The sequence below is a fragment of the Halocatena halophila genome, assembly GCA_027563145.1.
Taxonomy (GTDB): domain Archaea; phylum Halobacteriota; class Halobacteria; order Halobacteriales; family Haloarculaceae; genus Halocatena; species Halocatena halophila.
Genome location: CP071309.1, coordinates 21,794 through 39,076 on the forward strand (window position 1 = coordinate 21,794; position 17,283 = coordinate 39,076).

Sequence of the window (17,283 nt, forward strand, 5' to 3'; positions counted from 1 at the left end):
GATGAATCTCAAACACGCACTTGAGAACGGTGTCGAGCGGCAGCTACGGAACTTGTACATCTACGTTCCTGCCATACTTGAGGATGTAGACGAGCAGGGGCTGGGCACGGTCGTGAAGAAAGACGACAAGGATGTCATGGCCGACAAAGTCCCAATCTTCAGTCTCTATTCCGGCGATGGGTACGGTGAGAAGCATGCTCTCCATCCGCCGGAGGAGGGATTCATGCTTTGTTGCAAATACCCCACACCTGACGTGATGAGCCAACAGGGCATCGTTGAAGAGATCTCACACAGCAGGCACTATTCATTTCAAGACGGGCATTTTATTCCGGGACCTCGATTCCACAACTTCGAACAGGGGCTCGACACCCCGATCGACGCCTATCACTACCGGCACAAATCCGGGGCTGAACAGTACATCTCCCCCGACGGAGACATGCAGTTCACGCATCCATCCGGCCATGAGGTCGATATCTCTTCGGGGAACGTTTCGGTAACATTCAGCCGGTCGGATGGGGACAACACATCGATAACGGTGTCTGAATCGGTGATCGGGATCGATGCTCCTGATAAGTTCAACGACCATGCGACCGATCCACGAACCCAAATCCGCGCAACTGAGTCCGGGCGTGCCCATATCGATGGGATCGTGTCGGTCGGCGACGCGGACGCTCATCGCGAGGACCGGACCACGGAAACCACCGATCCGGACGATCCCCGGACCTACGAAGAGGTGAACGAGCCCGCCGAGCCAATCGCAGACCCCACCGATGACGCCGAGACGGCATACGATAACCCGTCGACGGTCGAGGCTACAGGCGCGATCGATCACGGCCTATTCGAGCACCGCCGTGCAGTCGTTGAGCGCCGGGAAGTCGATCCTGATCCAGCAATCAACGACCCGACCGATCCCGCGTACATCGAGCTGCCGGATTCGATGCGTTCAGCGTCGAAACTTCCCGTTGGATACCAGTATATTGAAACAACGGCGGGTGAGTTGCGCATGATCGGGATGGATGGGACGACGCCAATCACAATCACAACACTATGAACACGAATGACGAAATTATCCCAGAAGAAGCGAACATTGGAATTATTGGCTCTGTTTCACAGTCAAACATGCTGTCGAACGACTCCATTGGTAATCGAGAGATAACAGTCCGCTCCGACGGGGATCGTGTGGTTTTGGCCGTGGGAATTGATTATTGTGATGATGAGTCAGCCTTTTCGACCGTGGAGCTGGTGCCTGATGATGCTCTTGACCTGGCTGAACAGTTGACCGAGATCGCCCATGAGCACGAGTAACAGCGATCGCTCCCCAAGGGATGCGTTTCGGCGCTTCAACGGGGAAACGTACGGTGAAGCGCATGGCTTCGATCAATCGACAGGGGATTTTGTCCGTTCAGACTCAGGCAATATCCAGCTTATTGAGGGGCCCCCGATGGTTGCTCAGGAATTAGTTCGCACCCTTCAGACACCGATTGGAGATGATCCATTCCGGCCTGACTTCGGTCTCGACAAAAAGGAATTTCTTGGGAACTCTGAGTATCGAACGAAGGCTGCGTTGATCGATGCGATCGGTCCGGACGCTGATCCACGAGTCGGCGAGCTCGGACACGGAGATATCACGGTCACGTCGCCGGACGGAAGCCGAGATGCATCGGTCACGGTCCGACTAACCCTGGTCGATGGTACGCCGCTGGAATTCTCTGCTGATTTCCGGGCACTGTTGGGTGTTGCTGGATGAGCTCGGCACCGTCTGAAGCAATCGAGCAGCTGTTTCTGGATCATGGAGTTTCGTCGGAGGGGTTCAAACGGCCCCACATAGATGAAATCTGGGAAGTTGCTGTTCGCGAGGCCGAACAAAAGTTCGGTCGGACTCTAACAGCACCAACTTCATCGGAGCTCCAATACGTCGAACTGGTGGTCCTGTGGGCTGACACCTTCTTCGAGATGATGGAGTCGGTGTACTACTCGTCCTATTATCGGACGGCCCAGGGCAAGCAGCTCGACCGGCTGCTCGCGTTGATGGGCTATGAGCGTCTACCAGAACGACAGGCAACTGGCGAGGTGACGTTCACGGCAGCAGGCTCTAATGGAGCTCCAGAACGAGTCGATATCCCCGCTGGAACACGGATAACGACGAGCTTGACCAATACTGAAGAACGGAAAATCTTCGAGACGACAGAGCCAGCCGTCATTCCAGAGGGAGCAACGGAAGTAACTCAAGTGCCGGTCCGAGGGGTGGATCCACTGCTAACGTCGCTTGATCTCTCAGATACGCAGACTGGCGAAGAGACTAACGTTGCTACTGCTGCTCTAGACTCACTGTTCGATAGCGTACAAGGCGTCAGGAGCGTCAGCAATCCGTTACCGACCGGCGGATCGGGAACACGAGCTGATGATTCCAGCTATGATTTCGTAACTGGTCGTGATGAAGAATCCGACGCGGACTTTCGCCGGCGGTACGAAAGCGCTCAAGCGTTGGGAGGTTCGGCCACTCTCGACAGTATTGAGGCTGCAATCAGAAACGCTGGCGACGGTTCAATTGTCGAAGCTGTCCGTGTCGACGAGACACTTGAAATTACGTCCGACGGATCTGGCGGGTATACTGGGCGGCAAATAGAGCCAATTGTTGCCCTGAAAAACGATACGCCGGCAAATAGACAGGCAGTTGGTCAAGCAATCTTTGACAGTCGTGCAGCAGGGATTGAGTCGGTCGGGCCGGTTTCTGTCCAGGCAGAACGATCGGATGGAACAACCCATAATCAGGCAGAGGGCTTCAGGCTGACAACAGACGTTGAGATATATGTAGAGGCGAGCATCCTAACAACCGATACGTTCCCAGAAGATGGCGTCGAGAGAATCAAACAGAATGTCATTGAGATCGTCGGAGGCTATCTGGCTGATGGATCGCGAGTCAGTGGCGAGTACGGTGAAATTGGCCCCGATGTCTATTACAGCCAGATAGTCGGTGCGATCATGGACAATGATGTCGAGGGCGTCCTCGATGTCGATGGTAGCTCTGTGTCCGATGCGATCAAGATAGGAACGGCAGACCCACCGACCGGGACCTCCAACGTGAGCATCTCAGAAACCGAGATTGCGCTCACTCGGCCGAACAGTATAACGATCAATACCAGCAGCGGTTCACCACAGTAATTTTAGTATGGCAGAAAACATCACCACCGTCGGAGCAGAGTTTCTCATCAAAGTGTTGATCACTGAAGAGGCAACCAAACCTACGAATACGACGATTGGCTTATTTGACAACCAAACAGAATCAACGTCCCTGTACACAGTCGATTCAGGAGACGTGACGATCACTGAATCGACTGATGTTGGGGATATTACGACCGAACCCAGCGACGGAAACTATGCACGGCTATCGTATGCATTCGGAACAACAGACTTCTCCTCAACCACCAACGCAAACGGGAACTGGCAGGCTAATTTCAGTGAGAAGACATTCGATGTAGCAAACACGACAGGATATGCAGATTCCTATTTCGAGGTTGTGTCCTTCACAGCTGGAGGGGAATCTTCTGCAAACGATCACCTACTGACGTTCGGTCCGTTACTAGATTCTCAAGGTAACCAAATGCGGATTGACCTTGGGTCAGCAACGAGCTTTGACTTCAGCGGTTCCCTGATCGTTCCGTAGATGCGGTTCGGTGAGTCACGGTTTGGGACAGCCCAGTTAGGAGCCAGTAAGATGGCTGCCACTGGGGAAGCCCGAATCGAAGCAACCTCTTCTGGAAGCGTGGCGATGCTCGCCACCGCTGGCACAGGAACCTCTGGGACGATCACAGGGACGAGCTCGGGAGGGCTCACAGCGATCGCGACGAGTCCACAGACGATGGCAACCACGCTTGAAGGACGTGCAGTGGGCTCACTAACAGCACTTGACAGTGGTGTCTCTCAGACATGGCATCTCTCGATGAGTGGTGGTGGAGCGGTCGCAGACACCATCCTAACAATCGAAGCCCGCTATCCCGAACTGGTCGCAACTGCATCGCCAGATCGGGCTATCCCTGAACGCGATCGCGTCGAGGGATATCTAAAACGCCCCTTCGAGTCGGACTTCCCGGCCCGCCAATCTGGAGGTGTTCAGGACCGAGGAGAATTTTCCTATCTGGTGGATCTCTTCGGCGATATCGCGGAAGAGACGAACGACACGAAGAACGAAGTGCTGGCTGCTGGATTTGTGGACCTCGCGAACGGAACGTCGCTCGATAACATCGGCTCATTGCTTTTGTTACCTCGACGGACAGGAGAGACGGATCCACACTACCGAATCCGGTTGAAGTCGGTTGCACGGGCGCTTACTGGTGGTGCCACGGTCGATCAAGTCCGGGAAACGATTGCGATTCTCCTAGAGTGCAACGTTTCGGATGTGCACCTCACAGAGCCACCAGACCAGCCAGCTCGATTCGATCTCACAATTGACGGTACGATCGTCGAAGAGGCTTCTGTCACAGTTGACGATGTTGTGGAGTTTGTCAAACAATTCCGAGCTGGAGGAGTCGATGTGACGCTGTCAGTAACTGGATCGTTCACCTATCGATCGGTCGAAGACTTCGAATCTGGAACAGATCTAGGAGAAAAAGGATACGGCGAGGCGGGCTACTCCGGCCGGATTTTGTGATCAATAACAAAATGAATCCAATTGAAGACGCACAGCAGAACGCACAGCAGATACTATCAGAGGCGGAGCAGTCTCTTGATGACGACGAAACCGTCGAAGGGCGGGCACTAGAGGCTGCACAGACACATTACGAGACGGCAATCGAACAACAACAGCGCGCACAGCAGATCGCACAAACAGCTGCGATCACAGTCGCTATTATTGAGGGCATTGCGAAGCATTCCAACCGTAACCGAGAGGAGGAGAACGACCAGGAGGAAGCTATCGTTGAGGGAGTGAACGATGACTGAAACGACCATCACCGACGCGATCGTCTGGCCAGAGGATCAAGGAACAGGTGCGCCAGTTGACATCGCTGAAGGTGACTGGGCGTCGGCAGCGTATCTTGGGTCGATTGCACGCGCGCGTGGGACAAGCGGATACGTCGACGCGGGAATCGGACTCAGTTACAACCCAAGTGACGACACTATGGACATCGGAGCAGGCCTCGCTTTCGTTCGGTACACAGGGTCGTCTACGATACAGCTCACGTCGTCGAGTTACGACGCGTCGTGGGATCGGGACCTCGTGTTCATGGTCAGCGTTCCCGCCGTCTCGAACCTCTCACTCGACGCCAGTGCTGTCAACGAGATCTATCTGGCAATAGACCCAACCGTCGGAGACGGTGCTCGGTATCGATACGGGAGCGCAGTTAGCGAGCCCGCCAACCCACACATAAAGATCGGCGAGATCGACACGGCGGCGGAGACGACGACCGAGCTCGCGCGCGGACCTGTCGGGTCGTTCGACACACTCTCGACGACGGAAATTCAGGGGGATATCATCGCGGGCGATCCGGCGCTGACTGATATTACAGGGCCAAATCTGTTTATCAACGGTTCAGGGCAGCTCACCGCTGCAAATATGCGGACGGACTACCTCGATGACGGAACGGAAGTCGTCTCGAATTCCACCGCCGTCAATTTTGGAACGAATTTGAGCGTTACCGACGACGGTGGGATACCGCTCATTGACGCGACTGACACAAATACACACACGAGCATTTCCAACGACGGCACGCAGGTGCTCTCAGACGTATCGGACGTGAACTTCGGCACGAACGTCGAGGTCTCCGCTGATGGTGATGGATCTGTGTCGGTCTCAGCAACCGATACGGACACAAACACTCATACAACTGTCTCTGATGATGGGTCGGAGGTCGTTCCCGATGTTTCAGACATCAATTTCGGCTCGAACGTCGGCGTTTCAGATGACGGCGACGGATCGGTGACCATCGATGCAACAGAGACAACTACGCTGTTCATGTCGGATTATGCGCCAAATGGAGGTACCGTCGATTCAGCGTTCGCGACCGCCGTGTCGGACGCCCAGGAGGGTGACCGGATCGTCTTTGATCACAGCGACTACGAGTTGACCCAGCAGACGGTTATCAATAAGCCGCTCACGATCGACCAGACGCCTGATTCGACACTTCGCTGTACGAATACCAGCAACAACAACGCTCACATCCTGTTCGAGGGTGGAGGGCTGGGCCAGTCCACAACCACTACAGAAATCGGAAACGTGGGCGAAAGAACGCTGTCAGTTAATGATGAGACAGTTGTCACAGCTGGGGATTACGTGCTGCTGATCGAGGATGAGTATACGGCAGTAAACGTCAACTCACAGATTCAATTCGCGGAGGTCGAATCGACGGCAACCGGCTCAATCACACTGATGTCCGCTCTCTCCAAAGAATTCGTGTCGGGGACGACCATCTACCAGGTTGATCTCCTCGAAGGACCGGAGATGAAAAATCTCTCAACGCAGGGCGGCGGGACCCGGCATCTACAGTTTCGATGGTGTAAAGCCCCCGTGTACGACAGTGTGTCGATCTCTGAGTATCTAGAGATCTCTCTCTATGCCCTCGACTGTTGGCAGCCACGATATCGCGATGTCCAAGCGACTGATCCCGAAGGCACCCTTTCTGGAGAGGGAGAACCGATATCCTTGTACCGCTGCACCGATGGGTACATCGAATCACCGAGAGTCTACGATTGTCGCCGGGGAATCGACTTCGCATGGGGCACACGGAACGTGACTGTGGTTGATCCCATTCTGTACGGCTGTCTCATTGCAGGGATAAGCGTTCACCAGGATGACGAAGCTGGCACGTTCCACATTGAAGGAGGCGAGATTGTTTGCCAGACCACTGAGGAGGACACAGCTCACAACGGCCAGGGCATATCAATGTCATCGTCAGCGGTGACGTCAATCGATGGGACTCGGATTGTAGCCCGCGCGAACGGAATTATCGCGAGCGGAGAAACTCATGCCACAAACGTCACAATCGAACCAAGCGATGGGACGCCCGAAGGAAATGCAGGCATTCTCGTACAATCAAATGACTGTTCATTCATCGGCTGTAGACTAGGTGACCCCGACGGTCAGTTCGATCAGGGCGTATGGATCGATGCATCAGGTGGGGCTATTCAGAACGTCGAGATCGACATGGACATGGACTTCACCGGAGAGAACATGATCTACGTCGACGGTCGATCGAATCCAGTGAAAAACGTCCGGATACGGGGAAACTACGATCTCGTCGGCTCAAGTTCAAATCAAGGCTTCCTAATCGAGGCGAACAATAGCAATCGCGTTGAGAACGTCGATATTTCCGTTTCTCTGGAGAATCACCCCGAGCAAGGGGTACGGCTCGAAACCAACACCGACGGCGTGCTCGACAACATCAACGTCCACGATTCGTACTTTGATTGTACTCAGGCAGCCGTCTACTCCAACGGTTCAGGAACGTTCGGAACTCTCCGGGTAAGAGACTCTGTCCTAGACACAGGGAGCACATCTGTGTCCTTCAACGAGCCCGTCAGCAAGATCTTTGTAACCAACAACGGCATCGCTGGGACGATTGACACGGGCGACAACAGCTACACCACCGAATCCGGCAATCTCTGATTACCATGGCACAACAAACAGCACGGAGCAAGTCGAGCGGCGGCGCTGTCGATCTCGACAGTTATCTGTGGCCCAACACCGGGACGGAGCCGACGGACACAACGAACGCCGCGTACGAGCCCCAGAAAGAACCGATTGCGGGATGGGACAACGACATCAATTATGGATTGACCTGGGACATAGGCGCACTCAACTACGAAGTGGGTGATCTCCAGGATCGGGTCGGCACGCTCGAATCACAGGTCTCCACACTCCAGAGCGATCTCGACAGCCTCGAGAGTTCCTTCGGCTCGCACCATCACGACAATCGCTACTACCGGAAAGGGCAGATTGACGATCAATTCGTCGATCGTAGCGGTGACACAATGACCGGGGCGCTAACAATCGACACAACGAACGGCGACGGTGAGGCGTTCGGAGCAAGCGGCTTCGTGTCCGAATACTGGGCTGCGGTCCAAGACGGGAACGGGAGAGTCGCCCACTATTGGAACGTTGAACCGAACACGCAGAACGTTCTCGTCGAGAATGAAGGGGCGGCATGGCTCGCAATGAACGGCGGGTCGGTCGAGGTGGATGTTTACTCTGGTACAGCAGGTGATGCCGGGAGTCCACCGAGCTGGACGCGAGTCCTAGATGCGACCGAGGACGGACTCGGGCTCCCAGCAGGTGGCGAGCTCGGTGCTGATCTCAATGCTGGAGGTAACGCGATCACGTCGATCGCGAGCGCCGGGCTCAAGCCATCCGGCGACTCGGCGCTCTCGATCACAGATGGGTCGGGAAATTCGAACAACAACCCAATGGACATCAACTACAACGATCGGGATCTTCGATTTCGGTCGGCACTCACAGGAGATCCGACGATGGAGCTCGGACTCTACGGCGACGTGGGAATCCCTACCGGGAGGCTGCTCCTCGAACAGCACGCATCCACGATTAGAATGGGAGGGAACAACACAGGCCCTCACACGATCGAATTCGGCGATGATGAGGGCAAGGGCCTAAATCTACTCTATCGAACGAGTCCGAACTCGCTCAAAGTGGAATATCCCGACGGGACCGAGATTTGGCGTACCGATCGTGACCCAGCCTCGGTGGACTACTCTGGAACTGAATTCGTAGTGCTACCCGTTCGATCGGGCGCACCGAACAACCCGCCCAGCGGAGCGACATGGATCGAGGTGTGAGATGGCTCAGATCGGCACATTCAGCAAGTACGGGATACCCATCTTCGAGGCCGAGGATGTCCAGGAGCCCGCGATGCCCGTCGATGTCGGTGGACAGATCGGCTGGATCAATCTCGTTCCGTATTCGAAACGGGACAAACCAGCCGTCTGCTGCAAAATCAACGACGAGCTCTACGGCTCTTCCCATTCGGTGAATTTGATGATCGATGACTTCGAGGACAGCGATCTCTCAGAGTACTACTCGCCAAGCAGTTCCGGTTCGGCGTCGATCACATCAGATCCCGACTATCTGCTAACATCAAACTCTGACCATGCGTTGCTCATGGATGGTGATCAGGATCTCCGTTCGATGCCTGGAGACGGTTTACCATATTATCCCCAACGGGGTGATATCTTCGAGTTCTACATCCGGCCGACTGACTTCTACAACACACCGGCGTTTTTCAGAATGAATTTCGGTTGCCAGGGCTACGGAACGAACAATCTCTATCGCATCGAGTGGGAAAGCAATCCGACGCCGGGTTCGGATCTATCCTTTGAGAAGCGAAAGTATGGAGACAACGTCATCATCCGCGCACCTGCGGATGGTGCTGGCTGCCGCCTCGATCAGACCTACCGAATTCTCGTTGACTGGGCGTCGTCGGGGAATCTGTTAGCAGTCGCTGCTTATGATATGAGCGGCGATATCGTTGCACCCGCGGACGGAACGCCACTAACATTCGATGACGACGAGTACGTTAGTGGCGGGATTCAGTGGGAATCAAACGGTTATTTTGGAGGAGTAATCGACACCTGTCGTACGCTCCCCCCGTAACGAGAGTGTATCTGTTGCCCGTGTCGTTTTGTGACGTTTTTCGGGAGGAGTAGAGTCAGGACCGATCGTGTGATCCACGAAATGATATAGAAACATCAATACAAACCAATGCCACTGAAACATGAGAAACCGCTTCAAGGCTACCATCCGTCAATTGGCGGATTTGCAGAACCGGATAAGGACGTTTCACGTCCTGCCGAAATGCCACAGCGGGATGATTGCGATTACGTCGTATCGAACAGCGATCAGCTTGAAAAGCACATCGTGAAGGATGATGTATCGATCTACCTTGACCAGTCGGCGGGCGTGATATCGCTCAAGGGGATGGAAGACGTTACTCTCGGCTCTGGCGTCGAGTTGGTTGCGCAGTATTGCGATCCCGACATCGACGGTCGAGGAGCCATCCTCCATCAGCCCTACTATGCTCGGCACACTTTCAAGATCGGGTACGGAAACGAGCCCCCGACACTCTGGGGAATTTCGTTCCAGGGGCCGATGCTCGCAGCGGACTGGAACGATCGCGACGACTACCCCGAGCCGCAAAACATCTATTTCGATCCGCGCACCGAGGAGCGAACCCATGGCGGAGAGCTATCGCCGTCGGACTGGTACGCTGGTGGCCTGTTCTGTCACACCGCCAAGGACGCCGGGACGTTTCGTGCGATCGGGTGCGAGTTTATGGGCTGGTCTCTTGCCGGGCTCGAGCTCGGATCGAGAGAACGGGAAACGCAGGCCGAAATCCGGCGCTGTTCATTCCACAATAATCTCATGGAAACCGCTGGGTACGGTGCTGAGTTGTACAACGGTCACACAGATTTCTCGCGCTGCTATTTCGATCGGAACCGACACGGGATCTCAGCGTTCGGTTACCCCACATTGTCCTATCGGCTCATAGAGTCGCTCGTCGGCGACGGTCTCGGTGCAGGTCACGCGATCGATTTCCACGATCTCGGAGCAAACCTAAGCAATACGGATACTCCGAATATGGGTGGGAAGTTCTTCACTGTGAAGCGGTCCACCTTCATGATCACTGGCGACATTGCAGACTACAAACAGGAAGCGATCACACAACGAGGACAGTCTCTCGCTGGGCGGGCATTCCACGAGAACAAAGGAGATCTCGACATTCCGGGTGATGAGATCACACGCAGTCACTTCTGGCACGAGGAAGAGCCAGAACCATGTGGCGAACAGGGAGATGCGTATCGAGAGGGGGCAGATGGAAACAGCTGGACCAGTCTCAACCCTCACGACAACATCTTCGGACCAGAACAATCCAAAGACAAGCTTCGCAAGTACGGCGCACCCCGAGCGAATCAATCGGACGATTCAGACAAAAAAATGAGAGAATTAGCAGTACAAGGGTTTGGTCCCGGTGGAAACTATCGAATCCTCGTCGACGGCGACGTCCAGCCGACAGACTCCGTTGACAAGCAGGAATCGATCAACAAGAGAAATGATGGGCGAACTTTGATTAAGGGGTCGATCGGTCCCTGGGAGGACGTGTTTGAGATCGACGAGGACGCCGTCCCGCTTGAGGCTTCTCTTGAGGAAGCACCTGCGAAGATACTACTCGATAAGGAAAACGTTACTGGGGCATTGACAGGCCCCGCTTTCTCTCGTGAGCTCGATGAGCAGCAGTCCATGATCAAAAAGCTTCGCGAACGACTGGAATCCGCGAAAATCGTCTGGGGAGGTGAGTGAACATGCCCGATCACGACGACGGCCTGTATCCTGGTCGCGAAGGAGCGGACGGAGATTATGAACAATCACAACGGTCCGAACTCCCCGCACTCGCCGAACAGGCCATGACGTTTGAGCAGTCAGAGTCTTCTGAAAAATCTGAGATCATACAACGGGTACGGAACTTCGTCAAGTGGCTCCTTCCCGACGACAGTGATACTGACGGAGAAGGGCGCACAGGCTTTCTATCGACACGAGTTGAGTTCCACGCTCTTGCAATCGGTGGGTTCCTGGGATTAATCGCAGCTCATCAGGGTGACGTTGGGATCCTCTTGACGTTCCTTCTTGGTGGAGCTGCGGGATCACGACTCCCACTACGGTACGAGAAGATCAAGATCACCAAAAAACATCTGCGCCAAGCTAGGAAAGAACTCCCGTACACAGTCGCATCGTTCGCAGTGGTGTACGGCTACTACACGGTGGACCTTACGACGCTGCTGGGCCAGTAGATGACAACACCACTTGACTACAGATGGATTATGAAATTTACAGGCGAGTTACTTCAATCGTTAATGGAATTGTCTCGTTCGCTCAGCGTAACCAACGAGAAGCGATGGCCTGGGGGCTCTTCGTGCTCCTGTTCGTTTACGTCGCTTTGGACTTCGTCCCGCTCGCGTCCGGGTACCAGCCCGACGACGGGATTGTCGGCGCTGTGGGGGCGCTGCTCATCTCGCTGCTGGCGTCAGGACGGCATCGGAGGGAGCAATGATTAGTCCGCTCACAGTCGGTTTAGGGACGCCCGAGCTGCTTCTTTTCCGGATGGCATTTGCGGCGGGATTTGCTGTCCTTGCTGCTATAATTTTCCTCTCATTTCGTATTGATGCCGACTACAACGATGGTATTTACTGGGTGTTGGGATCAATTGCAGGCCTCCTTTTTCTCTTCGCCGCAGGTGGAGAGAATTTTTCTGTTCCGATTCCAGGCTTGATCTGGGGAATCGCCGCGATCTACCTAACGTTCGGGTTCGGGATCCTGGTAGGATGGCTACTTCCCTACGACGCTGATGTAGCGATGCGACGAGATAGCTACTAATGGTTGATCTGGGCTACTTCTTCTTTTTTGACTCTTGTGTAAACATTGTCCTATAGAGCTTGTATTTACACAAGGGTAGAAAAACAGAGGTTAGCCCTCAATAGAAATATGGAACACGAATTGTTACCTTAGGTATAGAGGATCTAAAGGATGTCTGAAAATGGACACCCCAAACTTGATCTCCCAAGCAGATGGGGGATCATTAAGATGGGTGCTACAACCCTTGTGACTGAAGAAGTCGATGGAGAGCATATTGTTCGATTCTCACGCACATCAGACTACTCTGGGGGTGATGCTATGGTAGGGGTCTATCGGATCGAGGGCGGGAAAGCACATGAAGAGTTTCGCGAGCTTGGGGGATCTGAAAAATCTTGGCACGTTTTGCAGGACCGAATTAATAGGGTCAAATAAATTCCTGATACAAGTTCGCAAAAAGTCGCGATAGTTTTGTCTCTTCTATCACTTCTTGTGTAAATATAGCTCCTACAGAGCAATCTTTACACAAGGGATTAGAAAAAATGGAGGTCAGCTGAGCGGTCGATTACCATCGATAGCGATATCGTCGATGTTGTCGGTGAATTTCCGCATACAGTCTTCGCAGAGACGGAGGATCACCAATCCCCCGTCTTTCTCAAGTCGCATATCTCCCTCTGCGGGAGCGTCCTTGCAGTCTTTGCACATGTCCATGATCTGTTCATCCTCGTCCCACAGTCCAGCTCCAAGTATTGTTGATGCCATTGTGTTACCTATTCACTAATTCAACATAATCCTACTCGTCCTGTTCAAGAACTGCAACAGACACGGTCTCACCAGCGAATTCCTTCCCGAGAGTAATCCGTCCTCTCGAATCCGCTTTGATCTCACTCTTTATATTTTCGTGATCTGTTTCTACGTATACTTCCATATTGTCCACACACACCTATCTACCCACTTTCTATTAAAGATTGTGGGCCTATTTCCACAGATACCCATTCAGTGATCCGCTGGGTTATCTGTCGGCTTAGTCATCCCGTACCTCACACCCGCACGAAACAACCCCGTCGTAGTAGGAGACTTTCTTGTTGTACGATCCGCCACAGTACGGACACCGATCGGATGCGTCAGTCATCAGAGTACCTCCTGTGCGGCTTCTTTCGTAACTGGCTCGTAATGTTCGAGCAGATCCTTTTCGCTGATGAGACGTGGGTTCCCGCCAAGCGTTGAGACCTCACCAATCAAATATTGTTTGAAGTACCATCCTGGTGGCCCGTAACTATCAACTTCAACGTCGTAATTCCAGACCCGCTCAAGAACGTACCAGAATTCCTCTGGATCATCGTCTCCTGCGAGCTTGAATGGCTGTCCGCTGTCGAACTTGAACTCAGGGGGATCAGATGGATGGGTGAGATTTTCAGTCATCACAGGGCACCTCCTGGTCAGTGAACGTTTGAAGCGATGGCTGTTCGCCAGTAAGCAGTGTCATGCAGAGGGCTTTCGCCAAATTTACCGGGACAGCGTTTCCGATCTGTCGCTTGGTCTCAGTCTTGTTACCGGCAAACTGGTAGTCGTCTGGGAAGCCCATCGCCGCTGCGAGCTCGCGTGGCTCAAGCATTCGAAACCGAATGTCCAGCCCCCACGGGAAACACTCCGGAACAACGAGTGCAAACCTGTCCTTCGTAGTTACTGTCGGGAGCGGCTCGTCGACGGATTGTGGCCCCCCGTTGCCATAATATTCGATAAGATATGGGCTGGCGAGATATGGATCCGATCCACGAGCGGTGACAGTCGGGTAGGGGTCCTCGATGTCGTGTGTCCGCGGGCGCTGTCCTGAGCGCTCGCTGTGGTACGGCACTAGGAACGGCTCGGGGCAATACAGTCCGATGGCCCCCCTCGTTGCAATAGTTGGAAGCGGTCGGTCGAGATCTCTCGCGACTGATCCACCGTGCTGCCCCAGCACGAATGACCCACACATGTCCTCTTCGTCCCCGCCGTCCGTAGCAACCGCAGCTGGAGCACGCGCGAGAAACGGTTCATCGATTTCAGCCGCAACTCGAGGGACACGCTCGGCCTTGACAATATTTTTCTGTAGCTTCGAAACCTCCGGCTTGCCGAGCTCCTCAACAGCATTAGCAAAAGGTTCGAGAGTATCGTGTGTGTATCGTCGGAGGCCCTCGGCGATGCGCTGCATAGTGTTGTTTACTAGCGGCCTCGATCGACTCCAGATCGACTCGCCTCGATCGTCCCAATCAATGATCTCAGCAGCCGACCGATAAGGCTCCGTATCGTCGCCTCCCTCCGGTGAGTGGGTCGGTTCCGGGAATTGAGCTCGTTTCCCCTTTCGGCCAGCGACGAAGAGCCGCCGTCGGGTCGTCGCATCTCCAAAGTCAGCCGCGTTAAGTTCCCGCCAATCAACGGAATAGCCGAGGGCGTGAAGGCTGTTTATCCAGGCTTCGAAGATTTCACCATTCCGTGAGGGCTGCCCCTCGTGGACAGGTCCCCACGATTGCAGCTCGGTTACGTTCTCTACGAGAAATGCATCGACATTGAGCTTCTCAAGCCAATCTACTACGTGCCACGGGGATGCCCGCCGCTGCTCGGTGACTGGCTTGCCCCCACGCGCACGTGAAAAATGTGTACATTCGGGAGAAGCAACGAGCAGATCGACATTGGGCTCATCCTCGAAGAGATCGGGCGGATGGAGCTCTTCGACGCTCGCATTGTAGTGATCGGCCCACGGATGATTCCGCTGGTGAGTCTCGATCGCGATATCCCAATGATTGACCGGGATCAGTTCGATCTCACGGTCGAGATCTTCAGCAGCGAGAGCAAGACCAGTGCTCGTTCCGCCACCGCCACAGAAAAGATCGATTGCTCTGAGTGTACTACTCATCGTCATGCAACCTCCGTCAACTTTCGCTGCTTGGTTTCGTGATCAACAAACGATGGAGTCACTGCTGGATCAAAGTTGCACACTAGGTGCTCGGTCGCCTCCGAGGACTCGCGGCACATTCGGTGGTGTCGATCTCGGGACAACACGTGATAGTCATTTAGCCCCGAGGGGAGTTCCGAGTACGAGACCATCCAGCGTCCGTTGACATCGGTCAGTGACTCGACGAACTCCGTGTGATCGAACTTCGTGCCATAGTAGTGCTCTCCCCCAACGTATGGCGGGTCGCAGTAAAACACCACGTCGACGTCGCTGTCGTCGTACTTCTTGAGGATATCCCTGTAGTCTTGGTTCTCGATAATTACCTGCCGAAACCGCTCAGACAGCTCATAGATGCGTTCCCGAGCGTTATCGAACGTCCGAGCAGGTGAGCGCTTCGCGCGGACTTTGAATCCGTTCCGCATGGCAATCTCACCGGAGAACTGCATATACCGAAGAGTGAAAAACCGGCCAGCACGCTCAATCTCATCCTCTGGACGGTATCCATCGAAGAAGTCCGAAACCCATTCATCGTATACAGTCCGAGCGTACGGTACTGATCGAACCCACTCAAGAAGTTCGTCCTCACGCTCGCGAAGGACCGTAAAGAACTGTACGAGATCGTCGTTGATGTCGTTATAGATCTCAACAGTTGACTGGGATTTGTTGTAGAGAACGGCCCCACTTCCACCGAAGACATCCACGAAGCAGGTGTGCGGTGGCAGTTTTGATAGAATCCACTCACATCTTCGCCCTTTCCCTCCAGGATAGGGAAAGACGGAAACGCAGTTGTTTGGCCGCTCGTACGATTTGATTTTGCTATCATTCATCATTGACAACTCCATAATCATCGAGAACAGCAATCACTTCGCGAGCCCATTTGCGGTCTTTCTCTTTTTCTCCTTCACTGAGTTCAGAATACGCCATCCAGTTCTGTTCCCATCTGTCCTCCAACTCCTCGGGGATATCGTGATGGTCCGCAACGTATCGTGACCAGGACATCCACTGTCGATGTTCGAGGCCGGACAGGGCTTCGATCAGCTCGTCTGGGAGTTCGTCGTCCTGTTCCTGATCTTCTATCGTACTGTCGGCTGCATGAAGGTGTGACTTCGAACAAAACCGATCTCCTGTGTGTGGATCTCGATGATAACGCTCTCCCAGTTCCCCATCGCAGAACGAACACCGACGATTCTCGCGTTCAGTGTCGTCAGTCATCGCCCGCCACCTCATACGGTTCGATCTCCAGAGTGATCTCGAACTCCCACGACACTCCCGATTGAGGCATCCACCGCCGGACGTTGGAGGCAGGGGCCTGCTTCTCCCGGATTGGAATATTTTCCTCCGAGCACAACGTACAGAGTTTTGCCTCGCCCTCCTCGAGTGGCGCATCGAAGACCATCCCCATCGGCTGTCCGGGGGTGGTGTCAAACGATACCGAGAACTGAGATGCACCAATGGAGAACATCAGCTCTCCGTCGAAGTAACAGCGGACCTTCCCATCGGGGGTTGGGACGAGTGCAGTATCGGGGTCTGCGTTCCGCTGGTCAACCGGGGGCAACTGGTCACTGTCGAAATCGTCACTCATCATTGCAGTCCTCCAAGATGTGGTCGATAGCGTCGTCGGTCTCTCCGTCATTGAGATCGAACATTGAGCCACACTGCTGACACTCGTGAATTAACTCGTCAGTCATGGGTCTACCTCGTTGTGAACAGCCTTTGCCTCGCAGATTTTGTCGTCGAACGACATCTCGGGGTCGAGCCGCTCCCAGAGTTCATCGATCTGCGCCCCCCGCAGGACGAACGTCTCGTCGCCGATCTCGAACTCGGCGGTGCGCGGGACGAACGTCTCGCCGCGAATTCCAAACAGTGAGCCGTCAGTCATGACTCCTCCTCATCCATCGCGTCGATGAGTTTGTCCCACGGAACGGCGTCCTCGAACTCGCGTCCTCGAAATTTTCGGTGATAGAATCCCCTCCACTCTATCGTGTTTGAATTGTCAGTCACA

General features: G+C 54.3%; 22 protein-coding genes. 14 read left to right on the plus strand and 8 right to left on the minus strand.

Annotated elements, in window-relative coordinates:
• The first annotated feature begins 1 nt into the window (after position 1).
• The 14 genes from JXQ78_RS18330 to JXQ78_RS18395 all read left to right on the plus strand — a co-directional run bounded on the left by JXQ78_RS18330 (position 2) and on the right by JXQ78_RS18395 (position 12,373).
• The gene (locus tag JXQ78_RS18330; RefSeq protein ID WP_330633728.1) at positions 2-1,051 is read left to right on the plus strand and encodes a hypothetical protein; all 1,050 of its coding nucleotides are present in this window, start codon (positions 2-4) and stop codon (positions 1,049-1,051) included.
• Complete coding sequence (locus tag JXQ78_RS18335; protein WP_330633729.1) at positions 1,048-1,305, plus strand: hypothetical protein; 258 nt, start codon at positions 1,048-1,050, stop codon at positions 1,303-1,305. Before JXQ78_RS18330 ends, JXQ78_RS18335 begins: the two co-directional genes overlap by 4 nt.
• A complete protein-coding gene (locus JXQ78_RS18340; RefSeq protein WP_330633730.1) occupies positions 1,292-1,747 on the plus strand; it encodes a hypothetical protein in 456 nt (151 codons plus the stop codon). Before JXQ78_RS18335 ends, JXQ78_RS18340 begins: the two co-directional genes overlap by 14 nt.
• Positions 1,744-3,162, plus strand: coding sequence for a baseplate J/gp47 family protein (locus JXQ78_RS18345; RefSeq protein ID WP_330633731.1), 1,419 nt, complete (start codon positions 1,744-1,746; stop codon positions 3,160-3,162). The genes JXQ78_RS18340 and JXQ78_RS18345 overlap by 4 nt, the downstream gene beginning before the upstream one ends.
• Positions 3,163-3,169: 7 nt before the next feature.
• Positions 3,170-3,664: a hypothetical protein gene (locus JXQ78_RS18350; RefSeq protein ID WP_330633732.1), complete on the plus strand. Its 495-nt coding sequence runs from the start codon at positions 3,170-3,172 to the stop codon at positions 3,662-3,664.
• Between the two features lie 51 nt (positions 3,665-3,715).
• Positions 3,716-4,648 carry a hypothetical protein gene (locus JXQ78_RS18355; RefSeq protein ID WP_330633733.1) on the plus strand — a complete coding sequence of 311 codons (933 nt, stop codon included), beginning with the start codon at positions 3,716-3,718 and terminating at the stop codon, positions 4,646-4,648.
• Positions 4,649-4,659: 11 nt separating this feature from the next.
• The gene (locus tag JXQ78_RS18360; protein ID WP_330633734.1) at positions 4,660-4,938 is read left to right on the plus strand and encodes a hypothetical protein; all 279 of its coding nucleotides are present in this window, start codon (positions 4,660-4,662) and stop codon (positions 4,936-4,938) included.
• Positions 4,931-7,600: a hypothetical protein gene (locus JXQ78_RS18365; RefSeq protein WP_330633735.1), complete on the plus strand. Its 2,670-nt coding sequence runs from the start codon at positions 4,931-4,933 to the stop codon at positions 7,598-7,600. Before JXQ78_RS18360 ends, JXQ78_RS18365 begins: the two co-directional genes overlap by 8 nt.
• A gap of 5 nt (positions 7,601-7,605) precedes the next feature.
• Positions 7,606-8,784 (plus strand): hypothetical protein, encoded by a 1,179-nt coding sequence (locus JXQ78_RS18370; protein ID WP_330633736.1) that lies wholly within the window; start codon positions 7,606-7,608, stop codon positions 8,782-8,784.
• 1 nt (position 8,785) lies between these two features.
• Entirely contained in the window at positions 8,786-9,598 is an 813-nt protein-coding gene (locus tag JXQ78_RS18375) for a hypothetical protein (protein WP_330633737.1), read from the plus strand.
• Positions 9,599-9,706: 108 nt separating this feature from the next.
• Complete coding sequence (locus JXQ78_RS18380) at positions 9,707-11,302, plus strand: hypothetical protein (RefSeq protein ID WP_330633738.1); 1,596 nt, start codon at positions 9,707-9,709, stop codon at positions 11,300-11,302.
• 2 nt (positions 11,303-11,304) lie between these two features.
• Positions 11,305-11,790 carry a hypothetical protein gene (locus tag JXQ78_RS18385; protein WP_330633739.1) on the plus strand — a complete coding sequence of 162 codons (486 nt, stop codon included), beginning with the start codon at positions 11,305-11,307 and terminating at the stop codon, positions 11,788-11,790.
• A 104-nt stretch (positions 11,791-11,894) separates the two neighbouring features.
• Positions 11,895-12,050, plus strand: a complete 156-nt coding sequence (locus tag JXQ78_RS18390; protein WP_330633740.1) for a hypothetical protein — start codon at positions 11,895-11,897, stop codon at positions 12,048-12,050.
• A complete protein-coding gene (locus JXQ78_RS18395) occupies positions 12,047-12,373 on the plus strand; it encodes a hypothetical protein (protein ID WP_330633741.1) in 327 nt (108 codons plus the stop codon). The genes JXQ78_RS18390 and JXQ78_RS18395 overlap by 4 nt, the downstream gene beginning before the upstream one ends.
• Positions 12,374-12,898: 525 nt before the next feature.
• Here JXQ78_RS18395 and JXQ78_RS18400 read toward each other — a convergent pair.
• From JXQ78_RS18400 to JXQ78_RS18435, 8 genes are all read right to left on the minus strand, one after another.
• Positions 12,899-13,111, minus strand: a complete 213-nt coding sequence (locus JXQ78_RS18400) for a hypothetical protein (RefSeq protein ID WP_330633742.1) — start codon at positions 13,109-13,111, stop codon at positions 12,899-12,901.
• A gap of 369 nt (positions 13,112-13,480) precedes the next feature.
• Positions 13,481-13,771, minus strand: a complete 291-nt coding sequence (locus JXQ78_RS18405; protein ID WP_330633743.1) for a hypothetical protein — start codon at positions 13,769-13,771, stop codon at positions 13,481-13,483.
• Positions 13,764-15,242, minus strand: coding sequence for a DNA cytosine methyltransferase (locus JXQ78_RS18410; RefSeq protein WP_330633744.1), 1,479 nt, complete (start codon positions 15,240-15,242; stop codon positions 13,764-13,766). The genes JXQ78_RS18405 and JXQ78_RS18410 overlap by 8 nt, the downstream gene beginning before the upstream one ends.
• A 2-nt stretch (positions 15,243-15,244) precedes the next feature.
• Positions 15,245-16,108, minus strand: coding sequence for a DNA adenine methylase (locus JXQ78_RS18415; RefSeq protein ID WP_330633745.1), 864 nt, complete (start codon positions 16,106-16,108; stop codon positions 15,245-15,247).
• The gene (locus JXQ78_RS18420) at positions 16,101-16,493 is read right to left on the minus strand and encodes a hypothetical protein (protein ID WP_330633746.1); all 393 of its coding nucleotides are present in this window, start codon (positions 16,491-16,493) and stop codon (positions 16,101-16,103) included. The genes JXQ78_RS18415 and JXQ78_RS18420 overlap by 8 nt, the downstream gene beginning before the upstream one ends.
• Complete coding sequence (locus tag JXQ78_RS18425; RefSeq protein ID WP_330633747.1) at positions 16,486-16,863, minus strand: hypothetical protein; 378 nt, start codon at positions 16,861-16,863, stop codon at positions 16,486-16,488. The genes JXQ78_RS18420 and JXQ78_RS18425 overlap by 8 nt, the downstream gene beginning before the upstream one ends.
• A 102-nt stretch (positions 16,864-16,965) precedes the next feature.
• Positions 16,966-17,160, minus strand: coding sequence for a hypothetical protein (locus JXQ78_RS18430; RefSeq protein ID WP_330633748.1), 195 nt, complete (start codon positions 17,158-17,160; stop codon positions 16,966-16,968).
• Entirely contained in the window at positions 17,157-17,282 is a 126-nt protein-coding gene (locus JXQ78_RS18435) for a hypothetical protein (protein ID WP_330633749.1), read from the minus strand. The genes JXQ78_RS18430 and JXQ78_RS18435 overlap by 4 nt, the downstream gene beginning before the upstream one ends.
• Position 17,283: the final 1 nt, after the last annotated feature.

What these genes read in the sequence shown, in the direction of transcription:
- JXQ78_RS18370 (WP_330633736.1), top strand. Translation starts at nt 7,606, where the DNA reads ATGGCACAACAAACAGCACGGAGCAAGTCGAGCGGCGGCGCTGTCGAT.
- JXQ78_RS18430 (WP_330633748.1), bottom strand. Translation starts at nt 17,160, where the DNA reads ATGACTGACGGCTCACTGTTTGGAATTCGCGGCGAGACGTTCGTCCCG.
- JXQ78_RS18415 (WP_330633745.1), bottom strand. Translation starts at nt 16,108, where the DNA reads ATGAATGATAGCAAAATCAAATCGTACGAGCGGCCAAACAACTGCGTT.
- JXQ78_RS18410 (WP_330633744.1), bottom strand. Translation starts at nt 15,242, where the DNA reads ATGAGTAGTACACTCAGAGCAATCGATCTTTTCTGTGGCGGTGGCGGA.
- JXQ78_RS18390 (WP_330633740.1), top strand. Translation starts at nt 11,895, where the DNA reads ATGGCCTGGGGGCTCTTCGTGCTCCTGTTCGTTTACGTCGCTTTGGAC.
- JXQ78_RS18360 (WP_330633734.1), top strand. Translation starts at nt 4,660, where the DNA reads ATGAATCCAATTGAAGACGCACAGCAGAACGCACAGCAGATACTATCA.
- JXQ78_RS18405 (WP_330633743.1), bottom strand. Translation starts at nt 13,771, where the DNA reads ATGACTGAAAATCTCACCCATCCATCTGATCCCCCTGAGTTCAAGTTC.
- JXQ78_RS18380 (WP_330633738.1), top strand. Translation starts at nt 9,707, where the DNA reads ATGCCACTGAAACATGAGAAACCGCTTCAAGGCTACCATCCGTCAATT.
- JXQ78_RS18400 (WP_330633742.1), bottom strand. Translation starts at nt 13,111, where the DNA reads ATGGCATCAACAATACTTGGAGCTGGACTGTGGGACGAGGATGAACAG.
- JXQ78_RS18385 (WP_330633739.1), top strand. Translation starts at nt 11,305, where the DNA reads ATGCCCGATCACGACGACGGCCTGTATCCTGGTCGCGAAGGAGCGGAC.
- JXQ78_RS18335 (WP_330633729.1), top strand. Translation starts at nt 1,048, where the DNA reads ATGAACACGAATGACGAAATTATCCCAGAAGAAGCGAACATTGGAATT.
- JXQ78_RS18420 (WP_330633746.1), bottom strand. Translation starts at nt 16,493, where the DNA reads ATGACTGACGACACTGAACGCGAGAATCGTCGGTGTTCGTTCTGCGAT.
- JXQ78_RS18395 (WP_330633741.1), top strand. Translation starts at nt 12,047, where the DNA reads ATGATTAGTCCGCTCACAGTCGGTTTAGGGACGCCCGAGCTGCTTCTT.
- JXQ78_RS18375 (WP_330633737.1), top strand. Translation starts at nt 8,786, where the DNA reads ATGGCTCAGATCGGCACATTCAGCAAGTACGGGATACCCATCTTCGAG.
- JXQ78_RS18340 (WP_330633730.1), top strand. Translation starts at nt 1,292, where the DNA reads ATGAGCACGAGTAACAGCGATCGCTCCCCAAGGGATGCGTTTCGGCGC.
- JXQ78_RS18425 (WP_330633747.1), bottom strand. Translation starts at nt 16,863, where the DNA reads ATGAGTGACGATTTCGACAGTGACCAGTTGCCCCCGGTTGACCAGCGG.
- JXQ78_RS18345 (WP_330633731.1), top strand. Translation starts at nt 1,744, where the DNA reads ATGAGCTCGGCACCGTCTGAAGCAATCGAGCAGCTGTTTCTGGATCAT.
- JXQ78_RS18350 (WP_330633732.1), top strand. Translation starts at nt 3,170, where the DNA reads ATGGCAGAAAACATCACCACCGTCGGAGCAGAGTTTCTCATCAAAGTG.
- JXQ78_RS18330 (WP_330633728.1), top strand. Translation starts at nt 2, where the DNA reads ATGAATCTCAAACACGCACTTGAGAACGGTGTCGAGCGGCAGCTACGG.
- JXQ78_RS18355 (WP_330633733.1), top strand. Translation starts at nt 3,716, where the DNA reads ATGGCTGCCACTGGGGAAGCCCGAATCGAAGCAACCTCTTCTGGAAGC.
- JXQ78_RS18365 (WP_330633735.1), top strand. Translation starts at nt 4,931, where the DNA reads ATGACTGAAACGACCATCACCGACGCGATCGTCTGGCCAGAGGATCAA.